The sequence below is a fragment of the Uruburuella suis genome (genome assembly GCF_022870845.1).
Taxonomy (GTDB): Bacteria; Pseudomonadota; Gammaproteobacteria; order Burkholderiales; family Neisseriaceae; genus Neisseria; species Neisseria suis.
In genome coordinates this window covers 1,513,044-1,536,819 of record NZ_CP091507.1, presented here as the reverse complement: position 1 = coordinate 1,536,819, position 23,776 = coordinate 1,513,044, and the positions used below count along the sequence as shown (strand labels likewise).

Here is a 23,776-nt window from a genome sequence, read left to right as displayed (position 1 = left end):
CTTCAGACGGCCTGTTTGTTTGGTATAACTTGTTTACGCCGCTTTGCCGCGTTTGCCGAAATAGATAAAGCCGATAATGCCCAGCACCACCATCGGCAGGCTCAGCCATTGCCCCATCGACAAGCCCCAAGTGAGCAGGCCGAGGTAATCGTCGGGCTGGCGCGCAAATTCGGCGATAAAGCGGAAAAAGCCGTAGCCCGCCAAAAACACCATCGCCACTTGGCCGGTGGGGCGTGGTTTTTTCGAGAAAAGCCACACAATCACAAACAGCGCCACGCCCTCCAGTGCAAATTGGTAAAGCTGCGACGGGTGGCGCGGCAGCATGCCGTATTGGGTGAGCCAGGCCGCCCATTGCGGGTTGTGGGCGGCGGCGGTTAAATCTTCATAGCGCGCCTGCGGAAAGCCCATCGCCCAAAAAGCATTGATGTCGGTGACGCGGCCCCACAATTCGCCGTTGATAAAATTGCCGATGCGCCCTGAAGCCAGCCCCAAAGGCACGAGCGGTGCCACAAAGTCGGCTACTTTCCAAAAGCCGATGTGGTGCTTGCGGCCAAACAGCCACATCGCCACCAGCACGCCCAAAAAGCCGCCGTGAAACGACATGCCGCCTTCCCACACTTTGAGAATATCCAGCGGATGGGCGAGATAATCGGAAAATTTGTAAAACAACACATAGCCCAAGCGCCCGCCCAAAATCACGCCGATCACGCCCCAAGTGAGGAAATCGTCGAGCATTTCTTTGGTAAACACCGTGTTGCCTTCTGCAATGCGGCGCCGGCCGAGCCAGATAAACAGCACAAAGCCGATAATATAGCTGAGCGCATACCAGCGGATGGCCAAGGGGCCGATGCTGAGCAATATCGGGTCAAACTGCGGATGTATCATCATGATGCGTGGCCTTGAAATTTTTCAAGCGGCCATTATAGCCCAAAGCGCTGCTGTGGCGCGGCGCTTGAAAGGTAAGGAAAGGCTAAAGACACAATATCCCACAGGCCGTCTGAAACTTTTCAGACGGCCTGTGGGATAACTTTGTGCACATAATTGCGCGATTTCAACGCCAATCTGCTTTGCGGCGGCTGCAGCCATAGAACGGCCTATATTTTAAAGAGGCTCAGAGCAACTCATGCCGATAAAATTCACTCGCCGGAGCTATTCAGAGCCCCTTAAAAATCCCCACATCAAAAATAATTGAGCGGTGATTGCTTGCCGCAAACCAAAGCATAAGCCGTCTGAACGCGCATAAAGCATAATCAGACATTTTGTCGGCTTCTTAATCGTTAACAATTGGTATAAAATAGCCGCACAAGGTTTTATCCACATAAGGCCGTCTGAAACGCTTTCAGACGGCCTGCTGAAATTAAGTCAATCAGAACCAGAATCAAGGAAACCACCATGCCAGCCTACCGTTCCAAAACCTCCACCCACGGCCGCAATATGGCCGGCGCGCGCGCGCTGTGGCGCGCCACCGGCGTAACCGACGAAGATTTCGGCAAGCCGATTATCGCCATTGCCAACTCGTTTACCCAATTCGTGCCCGGCCATGTGCATCTGCACAATATGGGGCAGCTGGTGGCGCGCGAAATCGAAAAAGCCGGCGGCCTGGCCAAAGAATTCAACACCATCGCGGTGGACGACGGCATCGCCATGGGCCACGGCGGCATGCTTTATTCGCTGCCCAGCCGCGATTTGATTGCCGATTCGGTGGAATATATGGTCAACGCGCATTGCGCCGATGCGCTGGTGTGCATTTCCAATTGCGACAAAATCACCCCCGGCATGCTGATGGCCGCGCTGCGCCTGAATATCCCCACCGTGTTTGTATCCGGCGGGCCGATGGAAGCGGGCAAGGTAATCGGCGTGGCCAATATTGTGGACGGGCGCAAGCTCGATTTGGTGGATGCCATGGTGGATGCGGCCGACGACAGCATCAGCGATGAAGAAGTGGCTGCGGTGGAGCGCAGCGCCTGCCCCACTTGCGGCTCTTGCTCGGGCATGTTCACCGCCAATTCGATGAACTGCCTCACCGAAGCCTTGGGCTTGTCGCTGCCGGGCAACGGCTCGCTTTTGGCCACCCATGCAGGCCGCAAAGAATTGTTTCTCGAAGCCGGCCGCCTGATTGTGGATATCACCAAACGCTATTATGAAGAAGACGATGAGCGCGTGTTGCCGCGCAATATCGCCACCAAAGCCGCGTTTGAAAACGCCATGAGCCTCGATGTGGCCATGGGCGGCTCCACCAACACCGTGCTGCACCTTTTGGCCGCCGCCAACGAAGCCGAAGTGGATTTCAAAATGGCCGACATCGACCGCATCAGCCGCCGCGTGCCGTGTTTGTGCAAAGTGGCGCCGGCCACGCAGAAATACCATATGGAAGACGTGCACCGCGCCGGCGGCGTGATGAGCATTTTGGCCGAGCTTGCCCGCGCCGGCAAACTGCACACCGATGTGCCCACCGTGCACGAACATACTCTGCAAGCCGCGCTGGATAAATGGGACATCACCAACCCGGCCAATGAAGCGGCGCACACACGCTACAAAGCCGCGCCCGGCGGCGTGCGCACCACCGAAGCCTTTTCGCAAAACCGCCAATGGCCGAGCCTGGATCTCGACCGTGAAAACGGCTGCATCCGCAGCCAGGCGCACGCGTATTCGCAAGACGGCGGCCTGGCGGTGTTGTTCGGCAACATCGCCGAGCGCGGCTGCGTGGTGAAGACCGCCGGCGTGGACGACAGCATTCTCACCTTTAAAGGCCGAGCGCGCGTGTTTGAAAGCCAAGATGATGCCGTGGCGGCGATTCTCGACAATCAAATCGAGGCCGGCGATATTGTGATTATCCGCTACGAAGGCCCCAAAGGCGGCCCCGGCATGCAAGAAATGCTTTATCCCACGAGCTATTTAAAATCCAAAGGCTTGGGCAAAGCATGCGCCTTGCTCACCGACGGGCGCTTTTCCGGCGGCACATCGGGCTTGAGCATCGGCCACGTTTCGCCCGAAGCGGCCGAGGGCGGCGCAATCGGCTTGGTGGAAGAGGGCGATGCGGTAGAAATCGACATCCCCAAACGCAGCATCCACTTGGCCGTGCCGTTTGACGTGCTCGAACAGCGCCGCGAAGCAATGGAAGCGCGCGGTGCAGCCGCTTGGAAGCCGCAAAATCGCGAGCGCCAAGTGTCGGCCGCTTTGCGCGCCTATGCCGCCATGACCACCAGCGCCGACACCGGCGCCGTGCGCGATGTGTCGCAAGTTGAGCGCAAAAGCTGAGCCAGCCTGAATTTGCATTGATGGCTGTAAAAGTCTGAGGCCGTCTGAAAAAATTTCAGACGGCCTCAGGCTTTTACAAAATTCATTTTATTATTAAACAACTTATACCAATTCAAAAAAATAACCTTACAAAATAAAAGCAGTTCGGCAGCATCATCCGCGTAGGTCGGATTCTTGAATCCGACATTTGGCCAACGGCCAAAGCGATGTGCGTGCCTTGTTCTGCGAACAAGTGTCGGATTCGAGAATCCGACCTACAGGCTGAAATGTTTTCAGACGGCCTCAGGCTTTTGTGCAGTCCTTGTTTGAATGGCGGCAATAGGATGCAGAGCGCATGCTAAAATGGCGTGAAGCCGCGCCGATAGCAATCCCGCTGTTCAAGCACGGAAATTATACTCATTCAAAAAAGTAAGCTAACAAGGCGGAAGCCTGCGACAGTACAGATAGTACGGCAAGGCGAGACAACGAAGTTAGGTTATTTTTTTGGATTGGTATTATGCGCAAAAAAGGTGGCAATTGCCCCCATTTATGTTGGTGTGGGTGTGCAATAGATGTGGATAAGCCGCGTGATGTGTTGATTGCACAGACAAAAATAAATTTGCTTAAAATATAGGCAAAAGGCCGTCTGAAAATCTGAGCGGCAAGCCGGCGTTTATCCGCATTTGCACGGCAAAAAGCTGTGGGCGGCTTGTGGATAAGGCGGGCTGAGGATTGAAATAATTGCGAAAAATCGAGCTGCTTAAAATTTAATCAATTTAGCGCGGAAAATTCAAAGGGCTTGAGTTTCAAGCCTTGCCCACAGCTTTTGTTTGCTATCTTGTGCAAGATATGTGGATAAGCTGGGCAAGCCATTGTGATGATAACGAAAAATATTGTTGCCTAAAATTTAAGCAATAACCGAATCGGTATCTGCCGGAGAAGAATATGACGATTTTATCTGCCCAAGCGCGCACGGAAGCGGCGCGGCTGCGCTTGCGAAAAAGCCGCCGCTTGGCCACGGGGCTGCTCTTTTTGGCTGCGGTGCTGTTTGTGGTGGCGGCCATGAATGTGCGCCAATATCCGGCGCTGGGCTATGTGAAAGCCTTTGCCGAAGCGGCGATGGTGGGCGCGCTGGCCGATTGGTTTGCCGTTACCGCCTTGTTCCGCCGCCCTTTGGGCCTGCCGATTCCACATACCGCCATTTTGCCGCGCAACCAACACCGTATCGCCGATGAGTTGGGGCGCTTTATTGAAAACAATTTTTTGCAGGGCCGCCCGATTGCGTTGCGCGTGTATCAGGCTGCGCCGAGTGAAAAATTGTTGGCCTGGCTGGCCGCGCCGGCCAACCGCGCGCGTTGGCTGCCGTGGCTGGCCTCGCAGCTGCCGGCGCTTTTGAATGTGGCCAAGCCCGAGCAGGTGGCGCGTTTCGGCAGCATGATGCTGGCCGAGCAATACAGCGGCGACAAAATCGGCAAAACCCTGGCCGATGCGCTCGCGCTGCTGAAATCGCAAGGCTTGCACCAAACGCTCTTGCGCGCTTTGATGAAGCAAACGCGCCGCTGGCTGCGCGATCCGCAAACACGCGCTTTGTTGGAGCAAAATCTGCACGAATGGGCGGCGCGCATTGAAAGCGAAGCGCCCAGCGCCTGGGAAAAAATCAAAGCTTCGCTCAAAGGCTCGCTGGTAGACAGGGTGGATGGTTGGGTGGCCGCCAAAGCGCTCGATTGGGCCGATGATTATCTGGCCGCGGCCTTGGCAGACCCTGAGCACCGTTTGCGCAAAAATGTGGATGAACAAATCGACCGCATCAGCGAAGCCTTGCGCCATTCGCGCCTGTGGCACAAGCGGCTCGAAGCGGGCAAGCGCCAGCTTGCGCATTCCAGCGCGGTGCAGCAAAGCCTGGCGCGGATGTGGCAGAGCCTACAAACGTGGACGGCGGCCGATGTGCAGCAAGCGGATTCGCTCTGGCTCGTGCAGCTCAATAAGTTGTTGGATCATATGCTGGCGCAGGCGGCGCAATACCCGCAATTTATGCGCCGCGCGGATGTGCGTTTGTCGTTGATGGTGCGCGATGGCGTGATGCGCTATAAAGAGCAGGCGGCGCAATTTGTGTCCGATAAGGTGAAAGGCTGGGACAGCCGCGAAATGGTGGAAAAACTCGAATTGAGCGTGGGCCGCGATTTGCAGTTTATCCGCATCAACGGCACGCTGGTGGGCGGCTTGGTGGGGCTGGTGATTTACAGCGTGTCGCAATGGCTGTTTTGATTGCGCAAAAATAAACAAACCATCATTTAATAATACCCATTCAAAAAAGTAAGCTGACAAGGCGGCCCGAAGACAGTACACACATATGGCAAGGCGAGCCAACGCAGTGGGGTTATTTTTTGAATGGGTCTGGCAACTGAAGCTGCGCTTTAACTAGGCTCCTGCCTGCGCAGGAGCGACAGAACGGGCGTTTTGCAAAGGTTTCGGCATTTTTGTGTTATAGTGGAATGCAAGAAAAAGTGATACAAAACCACGCACTATCACGGAGTAGGTTGGGTTGATAAACCCAACGTTTCAGACGGCCCGTGGGCTTGTTGGGTTTTCAACCCAACCTACCCGTCGTGTCACTTTTTTATGCATTCCACTATATGCATACGATTACGCTTTGTTTTGACAAAGCTATAGATGCGGCAATTAATTATTGAATATTCACATCCTCTTACCCGCAGCAGAAACCTGTTCCCTCTCCCGTGGGAGAGGGCTAGGGAGAGGGCAACAAGCCAAAGGCTTGTTTGCCGGCATCTGAAAATGTTCAATATTTAATTGCCGAATCAATAATCGTGCTTGCACAGCAAAGGCCGTCTGAAAAAGTTTTCATACCAATTCTAAAAAATAACCTTACAAAATAAAAGCAGTTCGGCAGCATCATCCGCGTAGGTCGGATTCTTGAATCCGACATTTGGCCAACGGCCAAAGCGATGTGTGTGCCTTGTTCTGCGAACAAGTGTCGGATTCAAGAATCCGACCTACGCGGATGATGTTGCCGAACTGCTTTTATTTTGTAAGGTTATTTTTTAGAATTGGTATAAAGGCCGTCTGAAACTTTTTTCAGACGGCCTTTTCAGATACAAACCGGTGCACACTCACCAAGCCGCCCACACATACCAGCCCAGCGCCAACACGGCCGCCGCCAGCAGCACCCAGGCGCTGATGTGCACCACTTCGCTGATGGCGCGTTTTTGGCTGCGACTGAACAAACGGTGCACAATCAGGCCGATAAGGGCGAGCAAAAAGAAAATTCTTAAAATACGGCCTATCATTTAGATTTCCCAAAGGCCGTCTGAAAGATCTTGAAAGATTGGTTTCTCAAACGGCCATACCAAGCCCACAAAACGGCTTCAAGCCGCTATAATAACCGCTTTCCGTATGTTTTCCCAATAACGATGACCGACAAACACGGCGTGTGGCTGGTTGCCCCGCAAAAAATTCCGTTCAACACTCCGCTGATGCTGCAAAACGGCCAGCAGCTGCCGCGTTTCGACCTGATGATAGAAACCTATGGCACGCTCAATGCCGATAAAAGCAATGCCGTGTTGATTTGCCATGCCTTGTCGGGCAACCACCATGTGGCGGGGCGGCATGCGGCCGGCGATAAATATCCGGGCTGGTGGGACAATATGGTGGGGCCGGGCAAACCCATCGACACAGACCGCTTTTTTGTGGTGGGTCTCAATAATTTGGGCGGCTGCCACGGCAGCACCGGCCCTTTGTCGATCAACCCCGAAAGCGGCGAAGATTACGGTGCCGATTTTCCGGTGGTGACGGTGAAAGATTGGGTGAAATCGCAAGCCATGCTCGCCGATTATTTGGGCATCACGCAATGGGCGGCGGTGGTGGGCGGCAGCCTCGGCGGCATGCAGGCCTTGCAATGGGCGATTGATTATCCCGAGCGGGTGCGCCATGCACTGGTGATCGCCTCGTCGCCCAAGCTTTCCACCCAAAATATCGCGTTTAACGATGTGGCGCGGCAGGCGATTTTAACCGACCCCGATTTTCACGGCGGCCATTATGCCCGCCACCACACGCTGCCCAAGCGCGGCCTGAAAATCGCCCGTATGATGGGCCACATTACCTATTTGGCGGAAGACGGGCTGGGCAAAAAATTCGGCCGCGAATTGCACAGCGATGGTTTTCAATATGGTTATGATGTTGAATTTGAAGTAGAATCTTATCTTCGCTATCAAGGCGACAAATTTGCCGGCCAATTCGATGCCAACACTTATCTGCTAATGACCAAAGCGCTTGATTATTTCGACCCCGCCGCTGAATACGGCAACAATCTGCAAGCGGCGCTGGCGCACACCCGCGCCGGCTTTTTCGTGGCCAGCTTCAGCAGCGACTGGCGTTTTTCCCCCGAGCGCTCGCATGAATTGGTGAAGGCGCTGATTGCCGCGCAAAAGCCGGTGCAATATATCGAGGTGGAATCGCACCACGGCCACGATGCCTTTTTGATGGAAGATGCGCCTTATACCCGCGCCGTGCGTGCGTATATGCACAATGTTTATCAGGAGCGGCAGGCATGATATTGCGCGACGACTTACAATTGATTTACGACTGGGTGCCCGAGGGCAGCCGCGTGCTCGATTTGGGCTGCGGCGACGGAGAGCTTTTATCGGCGCTGGTGGCGCACAAACAATGCAGCGGCTATGGCGTGGAAATCGATACCGACAGCGTGATTGCTGCCATCGGCCGCGGTGTGAACGTGATTCAGGCCGATTTGGAGCAGGGCTTGCTGGCATTCGGCGATCACAGTTTCGATGTGATTGTGCTCAGCCAAACCATACAGGCCATGCAAAACACCGAAACCATTTTGCAAGACCTCACCCGCGTGGCCGGGCAGGCGATTGTGTCGTTTCCCAATTTCGGCTATTGGCGCAACCGATTGCAAATCGCGCTTTTGGGCCATATGCCGGTGTCGGAGCGCATGCCGTATCAATGGTATAACACGCCCAATATTCATTGGTGCACCTTGCAGGATTTCGACCGCTTGTGCGCCAAAAACAATATCCGCGTGCTCGAACGCGCGGTGATGACCGGCAGCAAACGCGTGGATACGCTGCCCAATCTGCTGGGCAGCTTGGCGTTTTACCGCGTGGGCTGAAAATGTGAAAACAAGGCCGTCTGAAAAAAGTTTCAGACGGCCTTGTTTTGCAAGCGGATTGTCAAGGATTGAGCACGAGCGGGAGCGGCGGGTAGGTTGGGTTTATACCAAACCTAAAAAAAACCTTACAAAATAAAAGCAGTTCGGCAGCATCATCCGCGTAGGTCGGATTCTTGAATCCGACGTTTAGCCAACAGCCAAAGCGATGTGCGTGCCTTGTTCTGCGAACAAGTGTCGGATTCGAGAATCCGACCTACGGGCTGAAACTTTTTTCAGACGGCCTTGTTTTGCAAGCGGATTGTTAAGGATTGAGCACGAGCGGAAGCGGCGGGTAGGTTGGGTTGTAAACCCAACAAATCCACAAGCCGTCTGAAACGTTGGGTTATCAACCCAAGCTACGCTGCTTTAGCATACTGTTTTCTAAACTTTTTTGTATTTCACAATAGTGCGGCAAGACGGGGCAACGCAGTAAGGTTATTTTTTTGAATGCGTATCATCAGGGATTTGCCGCAAGCGGGCGCAGTTGCAAAGCCAAGTTTTCATTTTTCACACGCACCAATAAATCGATATTCGGATGTTTGCCCGGATGCGCCGCGGCATCGGCCACATGTTCGGCAAAAAGCACCAAGCCGCGCTCGGCGGCTGCGGCATTCAGGCGGCCGTTGAATTCGACAGCCAGCGCGTGGTAAAGCTTGAGCGAGCCGAGCTTGCCGGGCGCGGCGGGAATGTGGTGGATAGCGCTGCCTGTTTCATCGCACACATCCAGGCCGCTCAGATGGTCGATGGCGGGCAGGGTGGCGAGGTTTTCTTGGAAATTCATAATCATCCTTGGATGGTAAATATCATTAATACCCATTCGAAAAAATAAGATAACAAGGCGGCGAGCCGAAGACAGTACACCTAGGGTCTGTTCACATTTCATCACGCGGTAATCTTTTGGCTCAAAAACGTGCATGCTGCGTTGAAAATGCTCGCAAGGTGTTCAACCTTGCTGCGCTTTTCGCCTTGCAAGCGCGCTTTTGCGCTCAAAATCTTACGCACGGATGAAATGTGAACAGACCCTAGTACGGCAAGGCGAGACAACGCAGTTAGGTTATTTTTTCGAATTGGTATAAGGCCGTCTGAAACTATTGGCGCAATGGTTTTCAGACGGCCTTTGTTTTATTCGGCGCAATCAGCGGGTGCCGAAGATTTTGTCGCCGGCATCGCCGAGGCCGGGAATGATATAGCCGTGTTCATCCAAATGGCTGTCGAGCGCGGCGCTGTAGATGGTGACATCGGGATGCGCTTCGTTTACCGCTTTCACGCCTTCGGGCGCGGCCACGAGCACCAGCACTTTGATGTTGCGGCAGCCTTTGCTTTTGAGCAGATTGATGGTGGCGTTCACCGAGCCGCCGGTGGCGAGCATGGGGTCGAGAATCAGCGCCGGGCGCTCGTTCATGCTGTCGACCAGCTTTTCAAAATACGACACCGGTTGCAGGGTTTCTTCATCACGTTGCAGGCCGACCACGCTGATTTTGGCGGTGGGAATCAAATCGAGCACGCCGTCGAGCATGCCCAAACCGGCGCGCAGAATCGGCACCACGGTGAGGGTTTTGCCTTTGATGCGCTGGCCTTCGATGTCGCCGCACCAGCCGTCGAGAATATAGTTTTCGGTTTCGAAATCGCGGCTGGCTTCATAAGCCATCAGGCGCGCCAGCTCTTTGGCCAGAGCGCGGAATTTGTAGGTGCTCGATTCGGCTTCGCGCATCAGGGTGAGCTTGTGTTTGACCAGCGGGTGGTCGATGATGGTGATGTTCATAATCAATCTTTCGGTGGGCGCGTTCAGACGGCCTGTGAAATAAAATACCGGCGCTATTATATAAGCTTTGCGGCCTGCTTGTGAATGGCTTGGGCGGCGCAGCCACAAAAAAACCCTGCTTCAAGCAGGGTTTCGGCGCAATATCATCACGCTTTGAGCGCATCTTGCAATTCGCCGGCTTCATACATTTCCATCATGATGTCGGAGCCGCCGAGAAATTCGCCGTTAACATATAACTGGGGAATGGTGGGCCAATTGCTGTATTCTTTGATGCCTTGGCGCACGGCTTCGTTTTCCAACACATTAACGGTGACGAAATCTTCGCAGCCCGAAGCTTGCAGCAGCTGCACGGCACGCGATGAGAAGCCGCATTGCGGAAACTGCTTGGTGCCTTTCATAAACAATACCACGCGGTGTGTGTTCACCACTTCTTTGATTTGCTCTTGAATGCTCATTTTTTGATCCTTGATGAATAAATCGGTTTTCGGCCGAGGGATAATATAAGGGCGTTTGGCGCAATGCGCAATAGTCCGTTCAGCTTAGCGCGGGCTTTTCAAACACAGCGGCGAAAAAGCCGTCGGTGTGGTGTTCGGCCACATTCATTTTCAGGCAGCGGCCGGTGTCGAGGTTGATTTTGGCGGCGGCCAGCAATTGGGCGCAATCGAGCTGCACCCAGCCGGGATGGTTTGCTAAAAAGCGCGCCACTTGCTGCTCGTTTTCCTGCGGCAGCACGCTGCAGGTGGCATGCACCAGGCGGCCGCCGTCTTTCACGAGCTTGGCCGCTTCGGCCAAAATGCTCGCCTGCTGCTGTTGCAGCTTGGCCAGGGTTTCGGGCGATTGGCGGTATTTCAAATCGGGGTTGCGGCGCAAAGTGCCGAGTCCGGAGCAGGGCGCATCCACCAGCACGCGGTCGGCTTTGCCGGCCAGGCGCGCGATGCGGGCATCGTGTTCATTGTCGATACGCTGCGGGTGGATGGTGGTTACGCCGGCGCGGGTCATGCGCGGTTTGAGGTTGGCGAGGCGTTTTTCGGCGATATCGAAAGCATAAATGCGGCCTTTGTTGGCCATCATGGCGGCGATGGCCAGCGTTTTGCCGCCGGCGCCGGCGCAGAAATCCACCACGATTTCGCCGCGCTTGGCGCCCACCAGTAAGGCCAAAAGCTGGCTGCCTTCATCTTGCACTTCAAGCGTGCCGTCGAGAAACAGCGGGTGTTTGTTGAGTGCGATTTTTTCCTGAAAGCGGATGCCCCAAGGCGAATAAGGCGTGGCGGCAGCGGCGAGCCCTTCGGTTTCGAGCGCCGCCAGCACTTTATCGCGCCGGCCTTTGAGCGTGTTCACCCGCACATCGAGCGGCGCGCTTTGGTTGACGCTGCGGCCGAAAGCGAGAATATCGGTTTCGCCCAGATGCTCGGCGAGCGTGTCGATCAGCCATTGCGGCAGCTCGGCGGCGGTGTTGGGCTGGCTGGCAAATTCGGCTTTGCGCGCTTTGAGCTTGCTTAGAAATTCGGTGCGTTCTTCATCCAGCAAAGGTTCGATTTGGCTCAGGTTGATGCTGCGCCCAAGCACCAGCGCGGCCAGCGCGGCTTTTTCAGGTTGCGCGTGCGGGCGGCGCAGGGCGGCGCTGATTTTTTGATAATGGCGCAAGGCGGCGAATGCGGTTTCGGCGATTTCATGGCGGTCGCCGCGGCCAAGCTTGCTGTGGGCGCGGAAATAGGCCGAGAGCACGGCATCGGCAGGCTGCTTGAAAGTGAGCATGTCGGCCAATACGGCGGCGGTGTGGCTGAGTTGATTGGGGGTCATGGTGGATCTTGATAAAGGTGGATGGGCGATTATACGCGATATCGACCATAAAAAGTTTCAGACGGCCTCCACAGGCCGTCTGAAACTTTTATGGTTGGATTTAAGGCTTCACGGTTTGGCCGTTGATTTTGACGCTGGTGAGCTTTAAATCATAAGTTTTGCCGTCGTCGCTGTAGCTGATTTGGGCGGGAATATTGTTAAAGGCCGGGGCAAAGGCGTAATTCACGGTGCTGTCGCCGCGCTGCACGCGGTATTTGTTTACCGTGGTGCGGCCGCCGGCAATGCTGAACTGGCTGCTGCCTGCCGGGCTCAAGCCGCCTACGTTATAAAGCTTTTTGCCGTTGGTGATTTTCAGGCCGGCGGGAAGCTTGGCATCGTTGGCGGCCAATTGCCAGGCAAGCGTGAATAAATCCATGGTGGGGCCGGCCACCGATTCGGTTTTTTGTTCGCCGGCTTTTCCATAGGTGACTTTGCCGCCGCTGAAACGGGCTTCGGCATAGGTTTTGCCGCTGCGGACGTCTTTATAATAAGTGGGGCGCAAGGTGTTGCCTGAAATGGTGCCGCCCGATTCGAAGCGGATGCTGTAAAGCGGCACTTTGATGTTGGACACGATTTTATAATTGTTGCCGTTGCGGGTGAAGGTCATCACGGCGGGAATGCCGTAGCTGCCCGAATAGCGCAATTCGGCCGATTGCGGCAGCTCGGCGGCAAAAGCGGGCGCGGCCAAGGCGGCTGCGGCGGCGAAAGCGGCGGTGTGTAAAATGGTTTTGTTCATATTTTCCTCTCTATGCTTGTTACTGGCTTTTAGGCCAAAAGCGCATCGGCGCTTGCCTGATGGTGGATGTTGCGCACGCGGTTGCCGTCGATTTTTAAGCGGCCTGCCACAAAATCGGCCACCGCGCGGGGAAACAATTGATGCTCCACGGCCAACACGCGCGCGGCGATGTTGTCGGCGCTGTCGTTGTCGTGCACCGGCACCACGCCTTGGGCGATAATCGGGCCGCAATCGAGCTCGGGGGTAACGAAATGGATGGTGCAGCCGGCAATGCGGCAGCCCGCTTCCAGCGCACGCTCGTGGGTGTGCAAACCGGTGAAAGCGGGCAGCAGCGAAGGGTGGATATTGATCAGGCGGCCGGAATAATGCGTGCAGAATTCAGGCGTGAGAATGCGCATAAAGCCGGCCAGCACCACCAAGTCGGGCTGATAAGCATCGATTTTCTGCATCATGGCCTGATCGAATTCGAGGCGGCTGCCGAATGCTTTGTGCTCGAGGCTGTCGGTGGCGATGCCGCGTTCGGCCGCCCAAGCCAGCCCGGCGGCATCGGCGCGGTTGCTCAGCACCGCCGCAATGCGGGCATTGGGAATAGCGGCTTCTACAATGGCCTGCATATTGCTGCCGCGGCCGGAAATCAGGATAACGATGTTTTTCATAGTGGGCTGTATTGTGCAGATAAGGGCAAGATAAGCATATATTTTGCGGAAAACAAGGCATTTAGCCGGATTTAACCGAAAGTGTGCCAAGTTTTCAGACGGCCTTGATGTTTAAAATCAGGCCGTCTGAAAAGATAACGGATATTGTAATCCCGAAACACACCTTATACCAACAATACTTGCTGAGCCTGCCTGAGCAAGCCTGCGGCCAGATAAAGCATCATCAGCGCAATGCCACCATCGAGCAGCTGCCACACCCGCTCGCGCCGAAACAGCGGCAGCAGCAGGCGCGTGCCGAAGCCGATCAGGGCAAACCACAGCGCCGAGGCGAGCACCGCGCCGGCGGTGAACCACATTTTCTGCGGCACCGGCAAGCTTGCCGCGCTGCCGCCGATCAGCATCACCGCATCCACATACACATGCGGGTTGAGCAGCGTGAGCGCCAGCGTGATGCCGATGGCTTTGAGCGTGCCCATGCCCGCTTCGTTGCCGCCGGCCGCCTGCATTTGGCCGCCGCCTTTCCAAGCGCGCCTGGCGCTTAAGGCGGCATAGGCCAGCAGAAAAAGGCCGCCGGCCAGCGAGAGCAGCGCCGCGGCCACGGGGCGGCCGGAGAGCAGGGCGCCGATGCCGAACACGCCGGCAGAAATCAGCAACACATCGCACAGCCAGCAAGTGAGCACAATGGCGGTGATGTTGTGTTTAATCAGGCCTTGTTTCAGCACAAAAGCATTTTGTGCGCCGATGGCAACAATCAGGCCGGCGGTGATCATTAATCCGGAGAAAAAAGCAGTCATGGCAATATCGCAAAAAAATGAAGAGATGCGCCATTATCGGCAGCGCAGCAGCGCCTTGCCAGCAAGTTAAATATTTTTCAGACGGCCTGAAAAACACTTCATCAATCTGTTATCACTTTTTGAGGCCGTCTGAAAGCGCAGATGGCAGCGATAGGCATTAACGTTTACAATCGACGCAGTAAACAATCAAGGGAAACCTTTATGCAATGGGACGGCAAACAAATGGCGGCGCTGGCCGCCGCTGCCGACAGCGGCAGCTTCGAGCAGGCCGCGGCGCAATTGCGCATCACGCCATCGGCTGTGTCGCAGCGCATTCGCGCGCTGGAAGAGGCCGCCGGCGCGCTTTTGCTCAGCCGCTCGCGCCCCTGCCGCCCGACCGAGCACGGCCGGCGGCTGTTGCGTTATTGGCGCCAGGTGATGAGTTTGCAGCAAGAGCTGGATAATGAGCTGCAACAGCAATCTTCGCAGCTGGCGCTGGCGGCCAATCACGATTCGCTCGACACCTGGCTGCTGCCGCTCTTGGCAGAAGCGGCGGCCGAGGAGCAATTGCTGCTCGATATCCAGACGGAAGATCAGGAGCACACCCGCGCGCTGATGGCCGAAGGGCGCGTGATGGCGGCGGTGAGCAGCGAGGCGGTGCCGATACACGGCTGCGAAGCTTACCCGCTGGGCAGCCTGCGCTACCGCCTAATGGCCGCGCCCGCTTTTGCCGAGCGCTATTTTTCAGACGGCCTCAGCCCGGCCGCCTTGCGGCGCGCGCCTTTATTGGTGTTTAACCGCAAAGACAATCTTCAGGCCGATTTTTTGCGCACGCATTTGCAGGCCGATGCGGCGATGTGCCCCACGCACTATATTCCTTCTTCTTATGCGTTTTTTCAGGCAGTGTGCTTGGGGTTGGGCTACGGCATGTTGTTTGACCAGCAGCTGCAAAGTGTGCAGCCGCAAGGGCGGCATCTGCGCGATTTGTGCCCCGGGAAGCATATCGATGTGCCGCTTTTCTGGCATTGCTGGCAGGTGCAGCCGCCCAAATGGCAGCGTTTGCGGCAGCGAGTGCAGCAGGCGGCGAAGCTGCATTTGGCTGTGGATTAGGGTCTGCCCGCCTTTTATTGTATGGCTATATTTTGGCGGAAGCATAAAAAGGCCGTCTGAAATTTTCTTTCAGACGGCCTTTTTGTTTTTATTTACAGGTTGATAGTTGGTGCGGTTTGCCGGCGTTATACCAATCCAAAAAAATAACCTAACTTCGTTGTCTCGCCTTGCCGTACTATCTGTACTGTCGCAGGCTTCCGCCTTGTTAGCTTACTTTTTTGAATTGGTATTATTTCTGTTTGGGGCGAAATGCTTGGCAAACGGCTTCATCGGTTTCGATAAATGCGCCGCCGATTAAGTCGATGCAATACGGAATGGCACTGAAAAGGCCGTGCACCTGGATATTGCCCGCTGCATCGCGCACGCCGCCGAGGGTTTCGGCGATGGCTTTGGGGCGGCCGGGCAGGTTTACAATCAAACAGCGGCCGCGTATGCCGGCGGTTTGGCGCGATAAAATGGCGGTGGGCACATAATAAAGGCTGATTTGGCGCATTTGCTCGCCAAAGCCCGGCATTTCTTTATCGATTACTGCCAGCGTGGCTTCGGGGGTGATGTCGCGCAGGGCGGGGCCGGTGCCGCCGGTGGTAAACACCGCATCGCAGCCTTCGTCATCGGCCATGCGGCGCAAGACGGCTTCGATTTCGGCCTGCTCATCGGGAATCAGCGCTTCCACAAAGCGGATGGGGTTTTTCACCGTGCTGCCGAGCCAGTTTTTCAATGCCGGTATGCCCTCATCGGCATACACGCCGCTGCTGGCTCTGTCGCTGGTGGCAATCAGGCCGAAGGTGATGGTTTGCATAGATTTATCCTTTCAGACGGCCTATAAATCCACCAGCAAACGGCGGATGGTTTCGATGGCCTGATGGGTTTGGCGGCTGCGGAAATCGGGCGAATTATCGGCCTGGCCGTTGACGCCGGCAATGCCGATCACGCCGCACAAATGGGCATAAGGCAGGCCCACTTCGCGCGCGAGCACGGCTTCGGGCATGCCGGTCATGCCGATTACGTCAACACCGTCGCGACGGTATTTTTTCAATTCGGCCAAGGTGGGCAGGCGCGGGCCCTGAATGCAGCCATACACACCCCGGCTCACCACGGCGGTGCCTTGTTGCTCGGCGTGTTGCAGAATATTGAGGCGCAATTCGTGATCATAAGGGTGGGTGAAATCGATGTGCACCACTTCTTGCGAGCGGCCTTCAAAAAAGGTGCAGGCGCGGCCGGAGGTGTAGTCGATGATGTTGTCGGGCACAATCAGCGAGCCGGGCTCGTGCGCTTCGTTGAGGCCGGCCACCGTGGCCACGGAAATAATGTGGTCTGCTTTGGCCGAATGCAGCGCCCAAATATTGGCGCGGTAATTGATTTCATGCGGTGAGAGCGTGTGGTTGAGGCCGTGGCGGGCGATAAACATGATTTCATGGCTGCCCAGTTTGCCCATCATCAACGGGCTGCTCGGCAGGCCGTAGGGCGTGCGCACGATGCGGCGGTGGGTAATGTTCATTTCGGGCAGGCGGGTGAGGCCGCTGCCGCCGATAATCGCTATCATGGGCGCTGCTTTCGTGAGGAAGGAGAGAGAAGCATTGTAAAGGATTCGACTGCTGCTGGGTAGGCAGTTCGGATAGGGCGAAATAAAGGCCGTCTGAAATATTTTTCAGACGGCCTTTGTGCAAATTGTTTACTTCATATCATTTATTTGATGTGCGGCGCGATGATTTGCAGCATTTGTGCCAACACTTTCGGGTTGGCCGCCACCACATCGCCGCTTTCCAGCCAGCTCTCGTTGCCCTGCATATCGGTAACGATGCCGCCGGCTTCCTGCACAATCAGTGCACCGGCGGCGATGTCCCACGGCTTGAGGTTGAATTCGAAAAAGCCATCGAGGCGGCCGCAGGCCAGGGCGCACAAATCAAGCGCGGCTGCGCCTTCGCGGCGGCCGCCGGCGGTTTTGGCGAGGAAGTCTTTCAAAATGGCCAGATAAGTGTCCATCATGCTTTGGTCAACCACGGGAAAGCCGGTGCCGATCAGGCAGCGGTTGAGCTCGATGCGATTGGATACGCGGATGCGGCGGTCGTTGCGCAGCGCGCCTTGGCCGCGCGACGCCATATAGCAATCGTTGCGCTCGGGCGCGTAAACCAGCGCTTCCTGCAACTTGCCTTTGTGCAGCAAAGCCATTGAAATGGCATATTGAGGGTGGCCGTGCAGGTAATTGGTGGTGCCGTCGAGTGGATCGATAATCCATTCGTATTCAGGCACGGCCGGCACATCGGCGGCATCCACCTGCTCGATGGTCACACCTTCGCGGGTTTTGCTGGCGCGAAAATAGCCGCCTTCTTCGCTGCGCACGAGATGGGTGGGATAGCTGTAAAAGAGGGTGTCGAGCAGAATCGATTCGGATTGGCGGTCGATATCGGAAACAAAATCGTTAAACGCTTTGCTGTCTACTTTAACGGCATCGAGATTGGCCGAAGCGCGAATCATCATATCGCCGGCTTTGCGCGCGGCTTTGAATGCGGTGTTTAAAATCGGGTTCATGGTGCTCTTTCTATCGGGTACAATGCGCCAAACCGCCGAAAAGCGGTGCAGCAAAACGTGAAACAGGCAGAAACCGCAAGCCCTCGGGGGCGGCTTCCAATGTTAAAGATCAGGTTTCAGACGGCCTGCACCTGCACCTGCATCAGCGAAGCAGGCCGTCTGAATATTTTTCGCGCATTATACGCGCTTTCCGTCAATCTTTCCGAAAATAAATCAAGCATGACAAACCCAAAAACCGGCATCCCCGCTTATTTGAACCATATCCGCATCGTGCTCTCGCGCACCAGCCATCCGGCCAATATCGGCGCCGCCGCGCGCGCCATGAAAACCATGGGCTTGAGCCGGCTCACCTTGGTGGCGCCGCAATTAATCGCCACCCCGATGACGCCCGAACCGCCGCTTTTCGATGCCGCCTGCCCGCAGGCATTCAAGCTGCCGCAAGAGAGCTTTGTGCTGGCTTCGGGTGCGGCCGATGTGTTGGAAAACGCGCAAATCGCCGCCACGCTGGCAGAAGCGCTGGCCGACACCACCTTGAGCTGCGCACTCACCAGCCGCAGGCGCGAGCTCACCTCGCCGCTGCAAACGCCGCGCGAATTGGTGCCCGAATTATTGCAGGCAGCGCAAGCCGGGCAGCAAGTGGCTTTGGTGTTTGGCAATGAAACCTTCGGCCTCAATATCGAAGAAGTGCAAAGCTGCAACCGGCTGATGACCATCAACGGCAACCCCGATTATTTTTCGCTGAACCTCTCGCAAGCAGTGCAGGTGGTGTGCTATGAATTGTTCAGCCAAGTGGGCGCGCCGATGACGCACCTCGAGCGGGAAACCAACCCCGCCACCCAAGCGCAAATCGCCGGCATGGTGGCGCATTTGGAAAGCGTGATGAACGATGTCGGTTTCTTCAACCGCCGCAACAGCGAGCGCCTGATGCGGCGCATGCAAAACCTGTTTGCCCGCGCCAACACCGAAACCGAAGACATCGATATCTTGCGCGGCTTCCTCAACACAGTAAAACGCAATCTGAAATAGGCCGTCTGAAATGAATTATGCCCTCGATGCGCTGTGGTGGCGCCTGACCGACCCCAATGTGCGCGACCTAGCCGCCATCCTCACCGCGCCGCCTTTGTGGCACAGCGGCTGCGAATTGCCGCTGCGCGAATTGCTGGGTGAAACAGGCTTTCGCTATTTATTGGCGCTCGACAGCCAACCCGCGCCTTTGCAGCAGCATCTGGCCGCAGAAGCGCCGTTTGCCCACCGCTTGGGCTTTTATGCCGAAAGCCTGCTGGCATTTTGGCTGCAACACGCGCCGCATGCGCAATTGTTTGCGCGCAACCTGCCGGTGAAAAACGAACAAAACGGCCAAACACTCGGCGCGTTGGATTTCGTTTGCGCGCTAAACGGCAAAATCTACCATCTCGAATTAACCTGCAAATATTACGGCGCAACCAGCGGCAGGCCGTCTGAAATGGCCGGCCTCAATCCGCACGACCGCTTGATTGATAAAGCCGGCAAACTCACGCAACAGCTGGCGTGGAGCCGCCATGCGGCAGGCGTAGCCGCTTTGCAGCAGGCCGGCATTGCCGCCGATAAAATGCATGCAGCCTCATTGGTGCGCGGCATTGGCTTTTCCGCTGCCGGCCAAGCCGCTTCGATTGCACCTTTGAATGCTTGCGGCTGGCACGGCCTATATATCGGCGATTGGGCACAATATCCGCATTCAGACGGCCTGCAAACACGCTGTTATCTGCTGCCGCCGATGCACATCTTGTCGCCCGCCCGCGTGCCGCCAGCGTATGCCGAAGAAATCGGCGCATTGGCGCAAATCCACTTCGGGCAAGTGGCTTTGCTGCAAAAGCGCCCCGACGGCTATTGGCATGAAACCGCACGCCTGATGAAGGCCATCGGCTCTGAGGCCGTCTGAAACCATGCAGAAATATATTTTATTTTCACATTGTGATACACTTGCAATTTACTTTTAAAGCCCCAATTATCGGGGCTGCAAACAACCAAAGCAGGCAAAACGCCTGCTTGCATTGATTAACACCAACAGAATTAAGGGCTTATAATGAGCGTAACCGTAGAAACTTTAGAAAACCTCGAGCGCAAAGTTGTTTTGTCTTTGCCGTGGAGCGAGATTAACGCCGAAACCGACAAACGTTTGCAGCAAACCCAACGCCGCGTGAAAATCGACGGCTTCCGCCCGGGCAAAGCGCCGATGAAAATGGTGGAATCCATGTATGGCGCCGGTGTGCAAAACGATGTGATGAACGAGCGGGCTCAAAAAGCATTCTACGATATTGCCGTGAGCGAAGATTTGCGCGTGGCCGGCATGCCCCGTTTTGAAGGTGTGGACGAGCAAGACGACAAAGAAGCCTTTAAAGTGGCTGCCATTTTCGAAGTGTTTCCCGAAGTGACCGTGGGCGACTTGAGCGCACAAGAAGTGGAAAAAGTTACCGCCGAAGTGGGCGATGCCGAAATCGACAAAACCATCGAAATCCTGCGTCAACAACGCACCCGCTTCAACCACGTTGAGCGCGAAGCCCAAAACGGCGACCGTGTGATTATCGATTTCGAAGGCAAAATCGACGGCACCCCGTTTGAGGGCGGCGCTTCGCAAAATTACCCGTTTGTGCTGGGCAACGGCCAAATGCTGCCCGAATTCGAAGCCGGCGTATTGGGCTTGAAAGCAGGCGAAAGCAAAGATGTGGAAGTGAATTTCCCTGAAGATTATCACGGCAAAGATGTGGCCGGCAAAACCGCCGTGTTCACCATCACCTTGAGCAATGTTTCCGAAGCCGCGCTGCCGGAAGTGGATGAGCAATTTGCCAAAGCCTTGGGCATTGCCGATGGCGATGTGGCCAAAATGCGCGAAGAAGTAAAGAAAAACGTGTCGCGCGAAGTTGCGCGCCGCACTGCAGAGCAAACCAAAGAAGCGGCAATGGAAGCCCTGCTCAAAGCCACTGAAATCCAGCTGCCCAAATCCTTGGTGGCCGAAGAAGCCGCCCGCCTGGCTGCCGAAATGAAGCAAAATTTCGTTAACCAAGGCATGGCCGATGCTGCCAACTTGGATCTGCCAGCCGATATATTTAACGAGCAAGCCGAACGCCGCGTGGCATTGGGCTTGATTTTGGCCAAGCTCGTAGAAGAAAACAAACTCGAGCCCACCGAAGAGCAAATCAAAGGTGTGGTGAGCGAATTTGCCGACAGCTATGAAGATCCGCAAGAAGTAATCGATTGGTATTTCGCCGACCAACAGCGTCTGCAAGGCCCGACTTCTCTGGCTATTGAAGCCAATGTGGTGGATTTTGTGTTGGGCAAGGCCAAAGTAAACGAAAAAGCTTTGTCATTTGATGAAGTGATGGGCGCACAAGCCTGATGATGGCAAAGGCCGTCTGAACGCACAAAAGCACTCAGGCTGCGCTTGGGTGCTTTTTTAGCACCACAAGCAAAGCCTGAGCCGGAAAACGCAATCTTGCTGTTTGATGGATTGCCGTGCCGGTTGTTTGACTTTGTTGTATGGTTTCATTGTATTTTTGATTATTTATTTCATTATTGCCGGACAGGAGCGCATATGATTCCCGAAATCGAAAACAGCTATTTGGTGCCGACCGTTATCGAGCAAAGCGGCCGCGGCGAGCGCGCATTTGATATTTATTCGCGCCTGCTTAAAGAGCGCATCATCTTTATGGTGGGGCCGGTAAACGACCAAACCGCCAATCTGGTGGTGGCGCAATTATTGTTTTTGGAAAGCGAAAACCCCGATAAAGATATTTTCCTGTATATCAACTCGCCCGGCGGCTCGGTAACCGCAGGCATGTCGATTTACGACACCATGAATTTTATCAAGCCCGATGTGTCGACATTGTGCCTCGGCCAAGCCGCCAGCATGGGCGCGTTTTTGCTCTCGGCCGGCGCCAAAGGCAAGCGCTTTGCGCTGCCCAATAGCCGTGTGATGATTCACCAGCCCTTGATTAGCGGCGGTTTGGGCGGCCAGGCTTCCGACATCGAAATCCATGCTCGGGAGCTGCTGAAATTGAAAGACAAGCTCAACCGCCTGCTGGCCCAGCATTGCGGCCGCGATTTGGCCGATTTGGAGCGCGACACCGACCGCGACAATTATATGTCGGCTGAAGAAGCACGCGTTTACGGCTTGATCGACCAAGTGCTGGAAACCCGCGATAGCATCAAGGCAGATTAAACCTGCTTGCATTTCATCACGGCAGTGTCTTTTATGTATAAAGTGCGCCTGCCGTGTTGAACATAAAACAGGCCGTCTGAAAGTTTTTCAGACGGCCTGTTTATTTTATCGGCAACAACAACTTATACCAAACCTAAAAAATAAGATAACAAGGCGGCGAGCCGCAGACAGTACAACTATCGTGAAATGCTTAAAAAAGTGCCACAACGGGTAGGTTGGGTTGCAAACCCAACAAAACCTGCAAACCGCAAGAAACGTTGGGTTTGCAACCCAACCTACACCGCTGTGACTTGCTAGGTTGTATAAGTTTTTCATTCATTCCACTATAGTACGGCAAGGCGAGACAACGAAGTTAGGTTATTTTTTTGGATTGGTATTACTTAATGATGATGGCCGTGTTCGCCGTGGGCATGGCCGTGGGCGATTTCTTCAGCGCTGGCTTCGCGCACGCCATCCACCGTGGCTTTAAAGCGGATTTTCATGCCTGCCAGCGGGTGGTTGCCGTCCACCACGGCTTTGCCGTCGGCCACGTCGGTTACGCGGTAAACCAGCACATCGCCGGTTTCGGGGTCGTCGGCTTCAAACATCATGCCGGCTTCCACTTCTACTGGAAACACGCCCACATCTTCGATGCGCACCAATTCCGGATCTTGCTCGCCGAAGGCATCATCGGGAGAGAGCACCACATCCACGGTGTCGCCCACCTCTTTGCCGTGCAGCGCTTCTTCCACCAGCGGGAAGATGCCGTCGTAGCCGCCGTGCAGATAAGCAATCGGCTGCTCGGTTTTGTCGATCAGCTGGTCGTTGGCATCAAACATTTCGTAATTCAAGGTGACAACAGAGTTTTTTGCAATACCCATTTTGGGAGTCCTTTTGCTGTAGGTTGGGTTGGTGACGGGCTATTGTAGCACAGAGCGTCTGCCGCCACAGCGATTCTTGGGTGTAGGAAAATGCATTGTGTTTTCCGTCTGCCGAATGAAATTGTAGTATTTTTGCAACTTTTTCAAAAAAGCAAAACGCACCGCAAAGCTGCTTGCAATAAATGTTTTTGTTGTTGCTTTGTTTCTTAAATTTTTGAAATATATAGATAAATGCCAATCTATCTGCAAAATATGAAATAAATCATCTTTTTGAGGTGAACTTCTTACCGCTTTTGTCATACTAACGGATACATTCTTACTGAATCGTATGTTTTGTTTCGTTGCGTTAGCATAAGGCGTGGGGCATAATTGCTAAAAATTCAGTAATGAATTTGCAATAAGGCTGTGCCATAATGGTCGGCTATTTTAGTTTTCTTGAAATTGATCAAATATAAAGAAGGTATTGAAATGAAAAAATCACTGTTTGCTGCTGCTTTGATGTCTTTGTTCCTGGCTGCTTGCGGCCAAGCTGAAAAAACTACCGAAGCTGCTGCTTCTGCAGCCTCTGCTGCCTCTGAAGCTGTTACCGAAGCCGCTTCTGCTGCTTCTGAAGCTGCAACCACTGCTACTGAAGCCGCTGCTTCTGCTACTGAAGCTGCCGCTTCTGCTACTGAAGCCGCTGCCTCTGCTGTTGAAGCTGCCGCTTCTGAAGCTGCTTCAGCTGCAAAATAATTATATTCTTTCGAATATAGTGCAAAAGCAGGATACTTAAATGTATCCTGCTTTTGTTTTGTTGTGCAGCGTTCAGACGGCCTATTGCAAACAGGCCGTCTGAGCGCTATTGTGCGATAAGCAAATGGCTTTGATACATCATTTCAAAATGTCAGATTGAAA

Annotated in this window: 24 protein-coding genes; 10 read left to right on the top strand and 14 right to left on the bottom strand. The window is 54.8% G+C overall.

Going from position 1 to position 23,776, the window contains the following annotated elements; all coding sequences use genetic code 11:
• Nucleotides 1-33: 33 nt before the first annotated feature.
• Nucleotides 34-888, bottom strand: coding sequence for a prolipoprotein diacylglyceryl transferase (gene lgt, locus LVJ78_RS06925; RefSeq protein ID WP_132953119.1), 855 nt, complete (start codon nt 886-888; stop codon nt 34-36).
• Between the two features lie 504 nt (nt 889-1,392).
• Between lgt and ilvD the strand changes: the two genes are divergently transcribed.
• Nucleotides 1,393-3,258: a dihydroxy-acid dehydratase gene (gene ilvD / locus LVJ78_RS06920; RefSeq protein ID WP_132953121.1), complete on the top strand. Its 1,866-nt coding sequence runs from the start codon at nt 1,393-1,395 to the stop codon at nt 3,256-3,258.
• Nucleotides 3,259-4,182: 924 nt separating this feature from the next.
• Nucleotides 4,183-5,502: a DUF445 domain-containing protein gene (locus LVJ78_RS06915; protein WP_132953123.1), complete on the top strand. Its 1,320-nt coding sequence runs from the start codon at nt 4,183-4,185 to the stop codon at nt 5,500-5,502.
• Nucleotides 5,503-6,365: 863 nt separating this feature from the next.
• Here LVJ78_RS06915 and LVJ78_RS06910 read toward each other — a convergent pair.
• Nucleotides 6,366-6,542, bottom strand: a complete 177-nt coding sequence (locus tag LVJ78_RS06910; protein WP_165870949.1) for a protein MIGRI — start codon at nt 6,540-6,542, stop codon at nt 6,366-6,368.
• A gap of 123 nt (nt 6,543-6,665) precedes the next feature.
• Between LVJ78_RS06910 and metX the strand changes: the two genes are divergently transcribed.
• Nucleotides 6,666-7,805, top strand: coding sequence for a homoserine O-succinyltransferase MetX (metX, locus tag LVJ78_RS06905; protein ID WP_132954949.1), 1,140 nt, complete (start codon nt 6,666-6,668; stop codon nt 7,803-7,805).
• Nucleotides 7,802-8,383: a methionine biosynthesis protein MetW gene (gene metW / locus LVJ78_RS06900; RefSeq protein WP_132954948.1), complete on the top strand. Its 582-nt coding sequence runs from the start codon at nt 7,802-7,804 to the stop codon at nt 8,381-8,383. The genes metX and metW overlap by 4 nt, the downstream gene beginning before the upstream one ends.
• Before the next feature lie 496 nt (nt 8,384-8,879).
• Here metW and LVJ78_RS06895 read toward each other — a convergent pair whose 3' ends face one another.
• From LVJ78_RS06895 to LVJ78_RS06865, 7 genes are all read right to left on the bottom strand, one after another.
• Entirely contained in the window at nt 8,880-9,203 is a 324-nt protein-coding gene (locus tag LVJ78_RS06895; RefSeq protein ID WP_132954947.1) for a DUF2322 family protein, read from the bottom strand.
• Between the two features lie 354 nt (nt 9,204-9,557).
• A complete protein-coding gene (gene upp / locus LVJ78_RS06890) occupies nt 9,558-10,184 on the bottom strand; it encodes a uracil phosphoribosyltransferase (RefSeq protein ID WP_132952082.1) in 627 nt (208 codons plus the stop codon).
• Nucleotides 10,185-10,330: 146 nt separating this feature from the next.
• Nucleotides 10,331-10,639: a Grx4 family monothiol glutaredoxin gene (gene grxD, locus LVJ78_RS06885; RefSeq protein WP_132952084.1), complete on the bottom strand. Its 309-nt coding sequence runs from the start codon at nt 10,637-10,639 to the stop codon at nt 10,331-10,333.
• A gap of 79 nt (nt 10,640-10,718) precedes the next feature.
• Nucleotides 10,719-11,984, bottom strand: coding sequence for an RsmB/NOP family class I SAM-dependent RNA methyltransferase (locus LVJ78_RS06880; RefSeq protein ID WP_132952086.1), 1,266 nt, complete (start codon nt 11,982-11,984; stop codon nt 10,719-10,721).
• Between the two features lie 100 nt (nt 11,985-12,084).
• Nucleotides 12,085-12,759, bottom strand: coding sequence for a DUF3108 domain-containing protein (locus tag LVJ78_RS06875; protein WP_132952088.1), 675 nt, complete (start codon nt 12,757-12,759; stop codon nt 12,085-12,087).
• Nucleotides 12,760-12,788: 29 nt separating this feature from the next.
• Nucleotides 12,789-13,415: a phosphoribosylglycinamide formyltransferase gene (gene purN, locus LVJ78_RS06870; RefSeq protein WP_132952090.1), complete on the bottom strand. Its 627-nt coding sequence runs from the start codon at nt 13,413-13,415 to the stop codon at nt 12,789-12,791.
• A 164-nt stretch (nt 13,416-13,579) separates the two neighbouring features.
• The gene (locus LVJ78_RS06865) at nt 13,580-14,209 is read right to left on the bottom strand and encodes a LysE/ArgO family amino acid transporter (protein WP_132952092.1); all 630 of its coding nucleotides are present in this window, start codon (nt 14,207-14,209) and stop codon (nt 13,580-13,582) included.
• A gap of 201 nt (nt 14,210-14,410) precedes the next feature.
• On the opposite strand from LVJ78_RS06865, the gene LVJ78_RS06860 reads away from it, so the two are divergent.
• Nucleotides 14,411-15,298: an ArgP/LysG family DNA-binding transcriptional regulator gene (locus LVJ78_RS06860; protein WP_165870880.1), complete on the top strand. Its 888-nt coding sequence runs from the start codon at nt 14,411-14,413 to the stop codon at nt 15,296-15,298.
• Nucleotides 15,299-15,527: 229 nt separating this feature from the next.
• On the opposite strand, the gene mog is transcribed toward LVJ78_RS06860, so the two are convergent.
• The 3 genes from mog to LVJ78_RS06845 form a co-directional block, all read right to left on the bottom strand.
• Nucleotides 15,528-16,097: a molybdopterin adenylyltransferase gene (gene mog, locus LVJ78_RS06855; protein ID WP_132952096.1), complete on the bottom strand. Its 570-nt coding sequence runs from the start codon at nt 16,095-16,097 to the stop codon at nt 15,528-15,530.
• A gap of 21 nt (nt 16,098-16,118) precedes the next feature.
• On the bottom strand, nt 16,119-16,841 hold the full coding sequence (locus LVJ78_RS06850) for an S-methyl-5'-thioinosine phosphorylase (RefSeq protein WP_132952098.1): 723 nt from the start codon (nt 16,839-16,841) through the stop codon (nt 16,119-16,121).
• Nucleotides 16,842-16,984: 143 nt separating this feature from the next.
• A complete protein-coding gene (locus LVJ78_RS06845) occupies nt 16,985-17,827 on the bottom strand; it encodes an inositol monophosphatase family protein (protein ID WP_132952100.1) in 843 nt (280 codons plus the stop codon).
• Nucleotides 17,828-18,046: 219 nt separating this feature from the next.
• On the opposite strand from LVJ78_RS06845, the gene LVJ78_RS06840 reads away from it, so the two are divergent.
• The 4 genes from LVJ78_RS06840 to clpP all read left to right on the top strand — a co-directional run bounded on the left by LVJ78_RS06840 (nt 18,047) and on the right by clpP (nt 22,022).
• Nucleotides 18,047-18,853: an RNA methyltransferase gene (locus LVJ78_RS06840; protein WP_132952247.1), complete on the top strand. Its 807-nt coding sequence runs from the start codon at nt 18,047-18,049 to the stop codon at nt 18,851-18,853.
• A 10-nt stretch (nt 18,854-18,863) separates the two neighbouring features.
• Nucleotides 18,864-19,745, top strand: coding sequence for a DUF1853 family protein (locus LVJ78_RS06835; RefSeq protein ID WP_132952102.1), 882 nt, complete (start codon nt 18,864-18,866; stop codon nt 19,743-19,745).
• Between the two features lie 144 nt (nt 19,746-19,889).
• Nucleotides 19,890-21,200, top strand: coding sequence for a trigger factor (gene tig, locus LVJ78_RS06830; RefSeq protein WP_165870881.1), 1,311 nt, complete (start codon nt 19,890-19,892; stop codon nt 21,198-21,200).
• Nucleotides 21,201-21,395: 195 nt separating this feature from the next.
• Entirely contained in the window at nt 21,396-22,022 is a 627-nt protein-coding gene (gene clpP, locus LVJ78_RS06825; RefSeq protein ID WP_132952106.1) for an ATP-dependent Clp endopeptidase proteolytic subunit ClpP, read from the top strand.
• Nucleotides 22,023-22,402: 380 nt separating this feature from the next.
• On the opposite strand, the gene LVJ78_RS06820 is transcribed toward clpP, so the two are convergent.
• Nucleotides 22,403-22,882 (bottom strand): FKBP-type peptidyl-prolyl cis-trans isomerase, encoded by a 480-nt coding sequence (locus LVJ78_RS06820; RefSeq protein WP_132952108.1) that lies wholly within the window; start codon nt 22,880-22,882, stop codon nt 22,403-22,405.
• A gap of 39 nt (nt 22,883-22,921) precedes the next feature.
• Complete coding sequence (locus LVJ78_RS06815) at nt 22,922-23,182, bottom strand: hypothetical protein (RefSeq protein ID WP_132952111.1); 261 nt, start codon at nt 23,180-23,182, stop codon at nt 22,922-22,924.
• Between the two features lie 168 nt (nt 23,183-23,350).
• Here LVJ78_RS06815 and LVJ78_RS06810 point away from each other — a divergent pair, with 168 nt between their 5' ends.
• Nucleotides 23,351-23,614 carry a hypothetical protein gene (locus LVJ78_RS06810; RefSeq protein WP_132952249.1) on the top strand — a complete coding sequence of 88 codons (264 nt, stop codon included), beginning with the start codon at nt 23,351-23,353 and terminating at the stop codon, nt 23,612-23,614.
• The last annotated feature ends 162 nt before the right edge of the window (nt 23,615-23,776 follow it).

Coding starts and splice junctions, on each gene's coding strand:
- clpP (WP_132952106.1), top strand. CDS start 21,396: ATGATTCCCGAAATCGAAAACAGCTATTTGGTGCCGACCGTTATCGAG.
- metX (WP_132954949.1), top strand. CDS start 6,666: ATGACCGACAAACACGGCGTGTGGCTGGTTGCCCCGCAAAAAATTCCG.
- LVJ78_RS06865 (WP_132952092.1), bottom strand. CDS start 14,209: ATGACTGCTTTTTTCTCCGGATTAATGATCACCGCCGGCCTGATTGTT.
- LVJ78_RS06835 (WP_132952102.1), top strand. CDS start 18,864: ATGAATTATGCCCTCGATGCGCTGTGGTGGCGCCTGACCGACCCCAAT.
- LVJ78_RS06910 (WP_165870949.1), bottom strand. CDS start 6,542: ATGATAGGCCGTATTTTAAGAATTTTCTTTTTGCTCGCCCTTATCGGC.
- LVJ78_RS06860 (WP_165870880.1), top strand. CDS start 14,411: ATGCAATGGGACGGCAAACAAATGGCGGCGCTGGCCGCCGCTGCCGAC.
- lgt (WP_132953119.1), bottom strand. CDS start 888: ATGATGATACATCCGCAGTTTGACCCGATATTGCTCAGCATCGGCCCC.
- mog (WP_132952096.1), bottom strand. CDS start 16,097: ATGCAAACCATCACCTTCGGCCTGATTGCCACCAGCGACAGAGCCAGC.
- LVJ78_RS06815 (WP_132952111.1), bottom strand. CDS start 23,182: ATGACAAAAGCGGTAAGAAGTTCACCTCAAAAAGATGATTTATTTCAT.
- LVJ78_RS06810 (WP_132952249.1), top strand. CDS start 23,351: ATGAAAAAATCACTGTTTGCTGCTGCTTTGATGTCTTTGTTCCTGGCT.
- grxD (WP_132952084.1), bottom strand. CDS start 10,639: ATGAGCATTCAAGAGCAAATCAAAGAAGTGGTGAACACACACCGCGTG.
- ilvD (WP_132953121.1), top strand. CDS start 1,393: ATGCCAGCCTACCGTTCCAAAACCTCCACCCACGGCCGCAATATGGCC.
- metW (WP_132954948.1), top strand. CDS start 7,802: ATGATATTGCGCGACGACTTACAATTGATTTACGACTGGGTGCCCGAG.
- LVJ78_RS06895 (WP_132954947.1), bottom strand. CDS start 9,203: ATGAATTTCCAAGAAAACCTCGCCACCCTGCCCGCCATCGACCATCTG.
- LVJ78_RS06820 (WP_132952108.1), bottom strand. CDS start 22,882: ATGGGTATTGCAAAAAACTCTGTTGTCACCTTGAATTACGAAATGTTT.
- LVJ78_RS06840 (WP_132952247.1), top strand. CDS start 18,047: ATGACAAACCCAAAAACCGGCATCCCCGCTTATTTGAACCATATCCGC.
- purN (WP_132952090.1), bottom strand. CDS start 13,415: ATGAAAAACATCGTTATCCTGATTTCCGGCCGCGGCAGCAATATGCAG.
- tig (WP_165870881.1), top strand. CDS start 19,890: ATGAGCGTAACCGTAGAAACTTTAGAAAACCTCGAGCGCAAAGTTGTT.
- LVJ78_RS06850 (WP_132952098.1), bottom strand. CDS start 16,841: ATGATAGCGATTATCGGCGGCAGCGGCCTCACCCGCCTGCCCGAAATG.
- LVJ78_RS06915 (WP_132953123.1), top strand. CDS start 4,183: ATGACGATTTTATCTGCCCAAGCGCGCACGGAAGCGGCGCGGCTGCGC.
- LVJ78_RS06845 (WP_132952100.1), bottom strand. CDS start 17,827: ATGAACCCGATTTTAAACACCGCATTCAAAGCCGCGCGCAAAGCCGGC.
- LVJ78_RS06880 (WP_132952086.1), bottom strand. CDS start 11,984: ATGACCCCCAATCAACTCAGCCACACCGCCGCCGTATTGGCCGACATG.
- LVJ78_RS06875 (WP_132952088.1), bottom strand. CDS start 12,759: ATGAACAAAACCATTTTACACACCGCCGCTTTCGCCGCCGCAGCCGCC.
- upp (WP_132952082.1), bottom strand. CDS start 10,184: ATGAACATCACCATCATCGACCACCCGCTGGTCAAACACAAGCTCACC.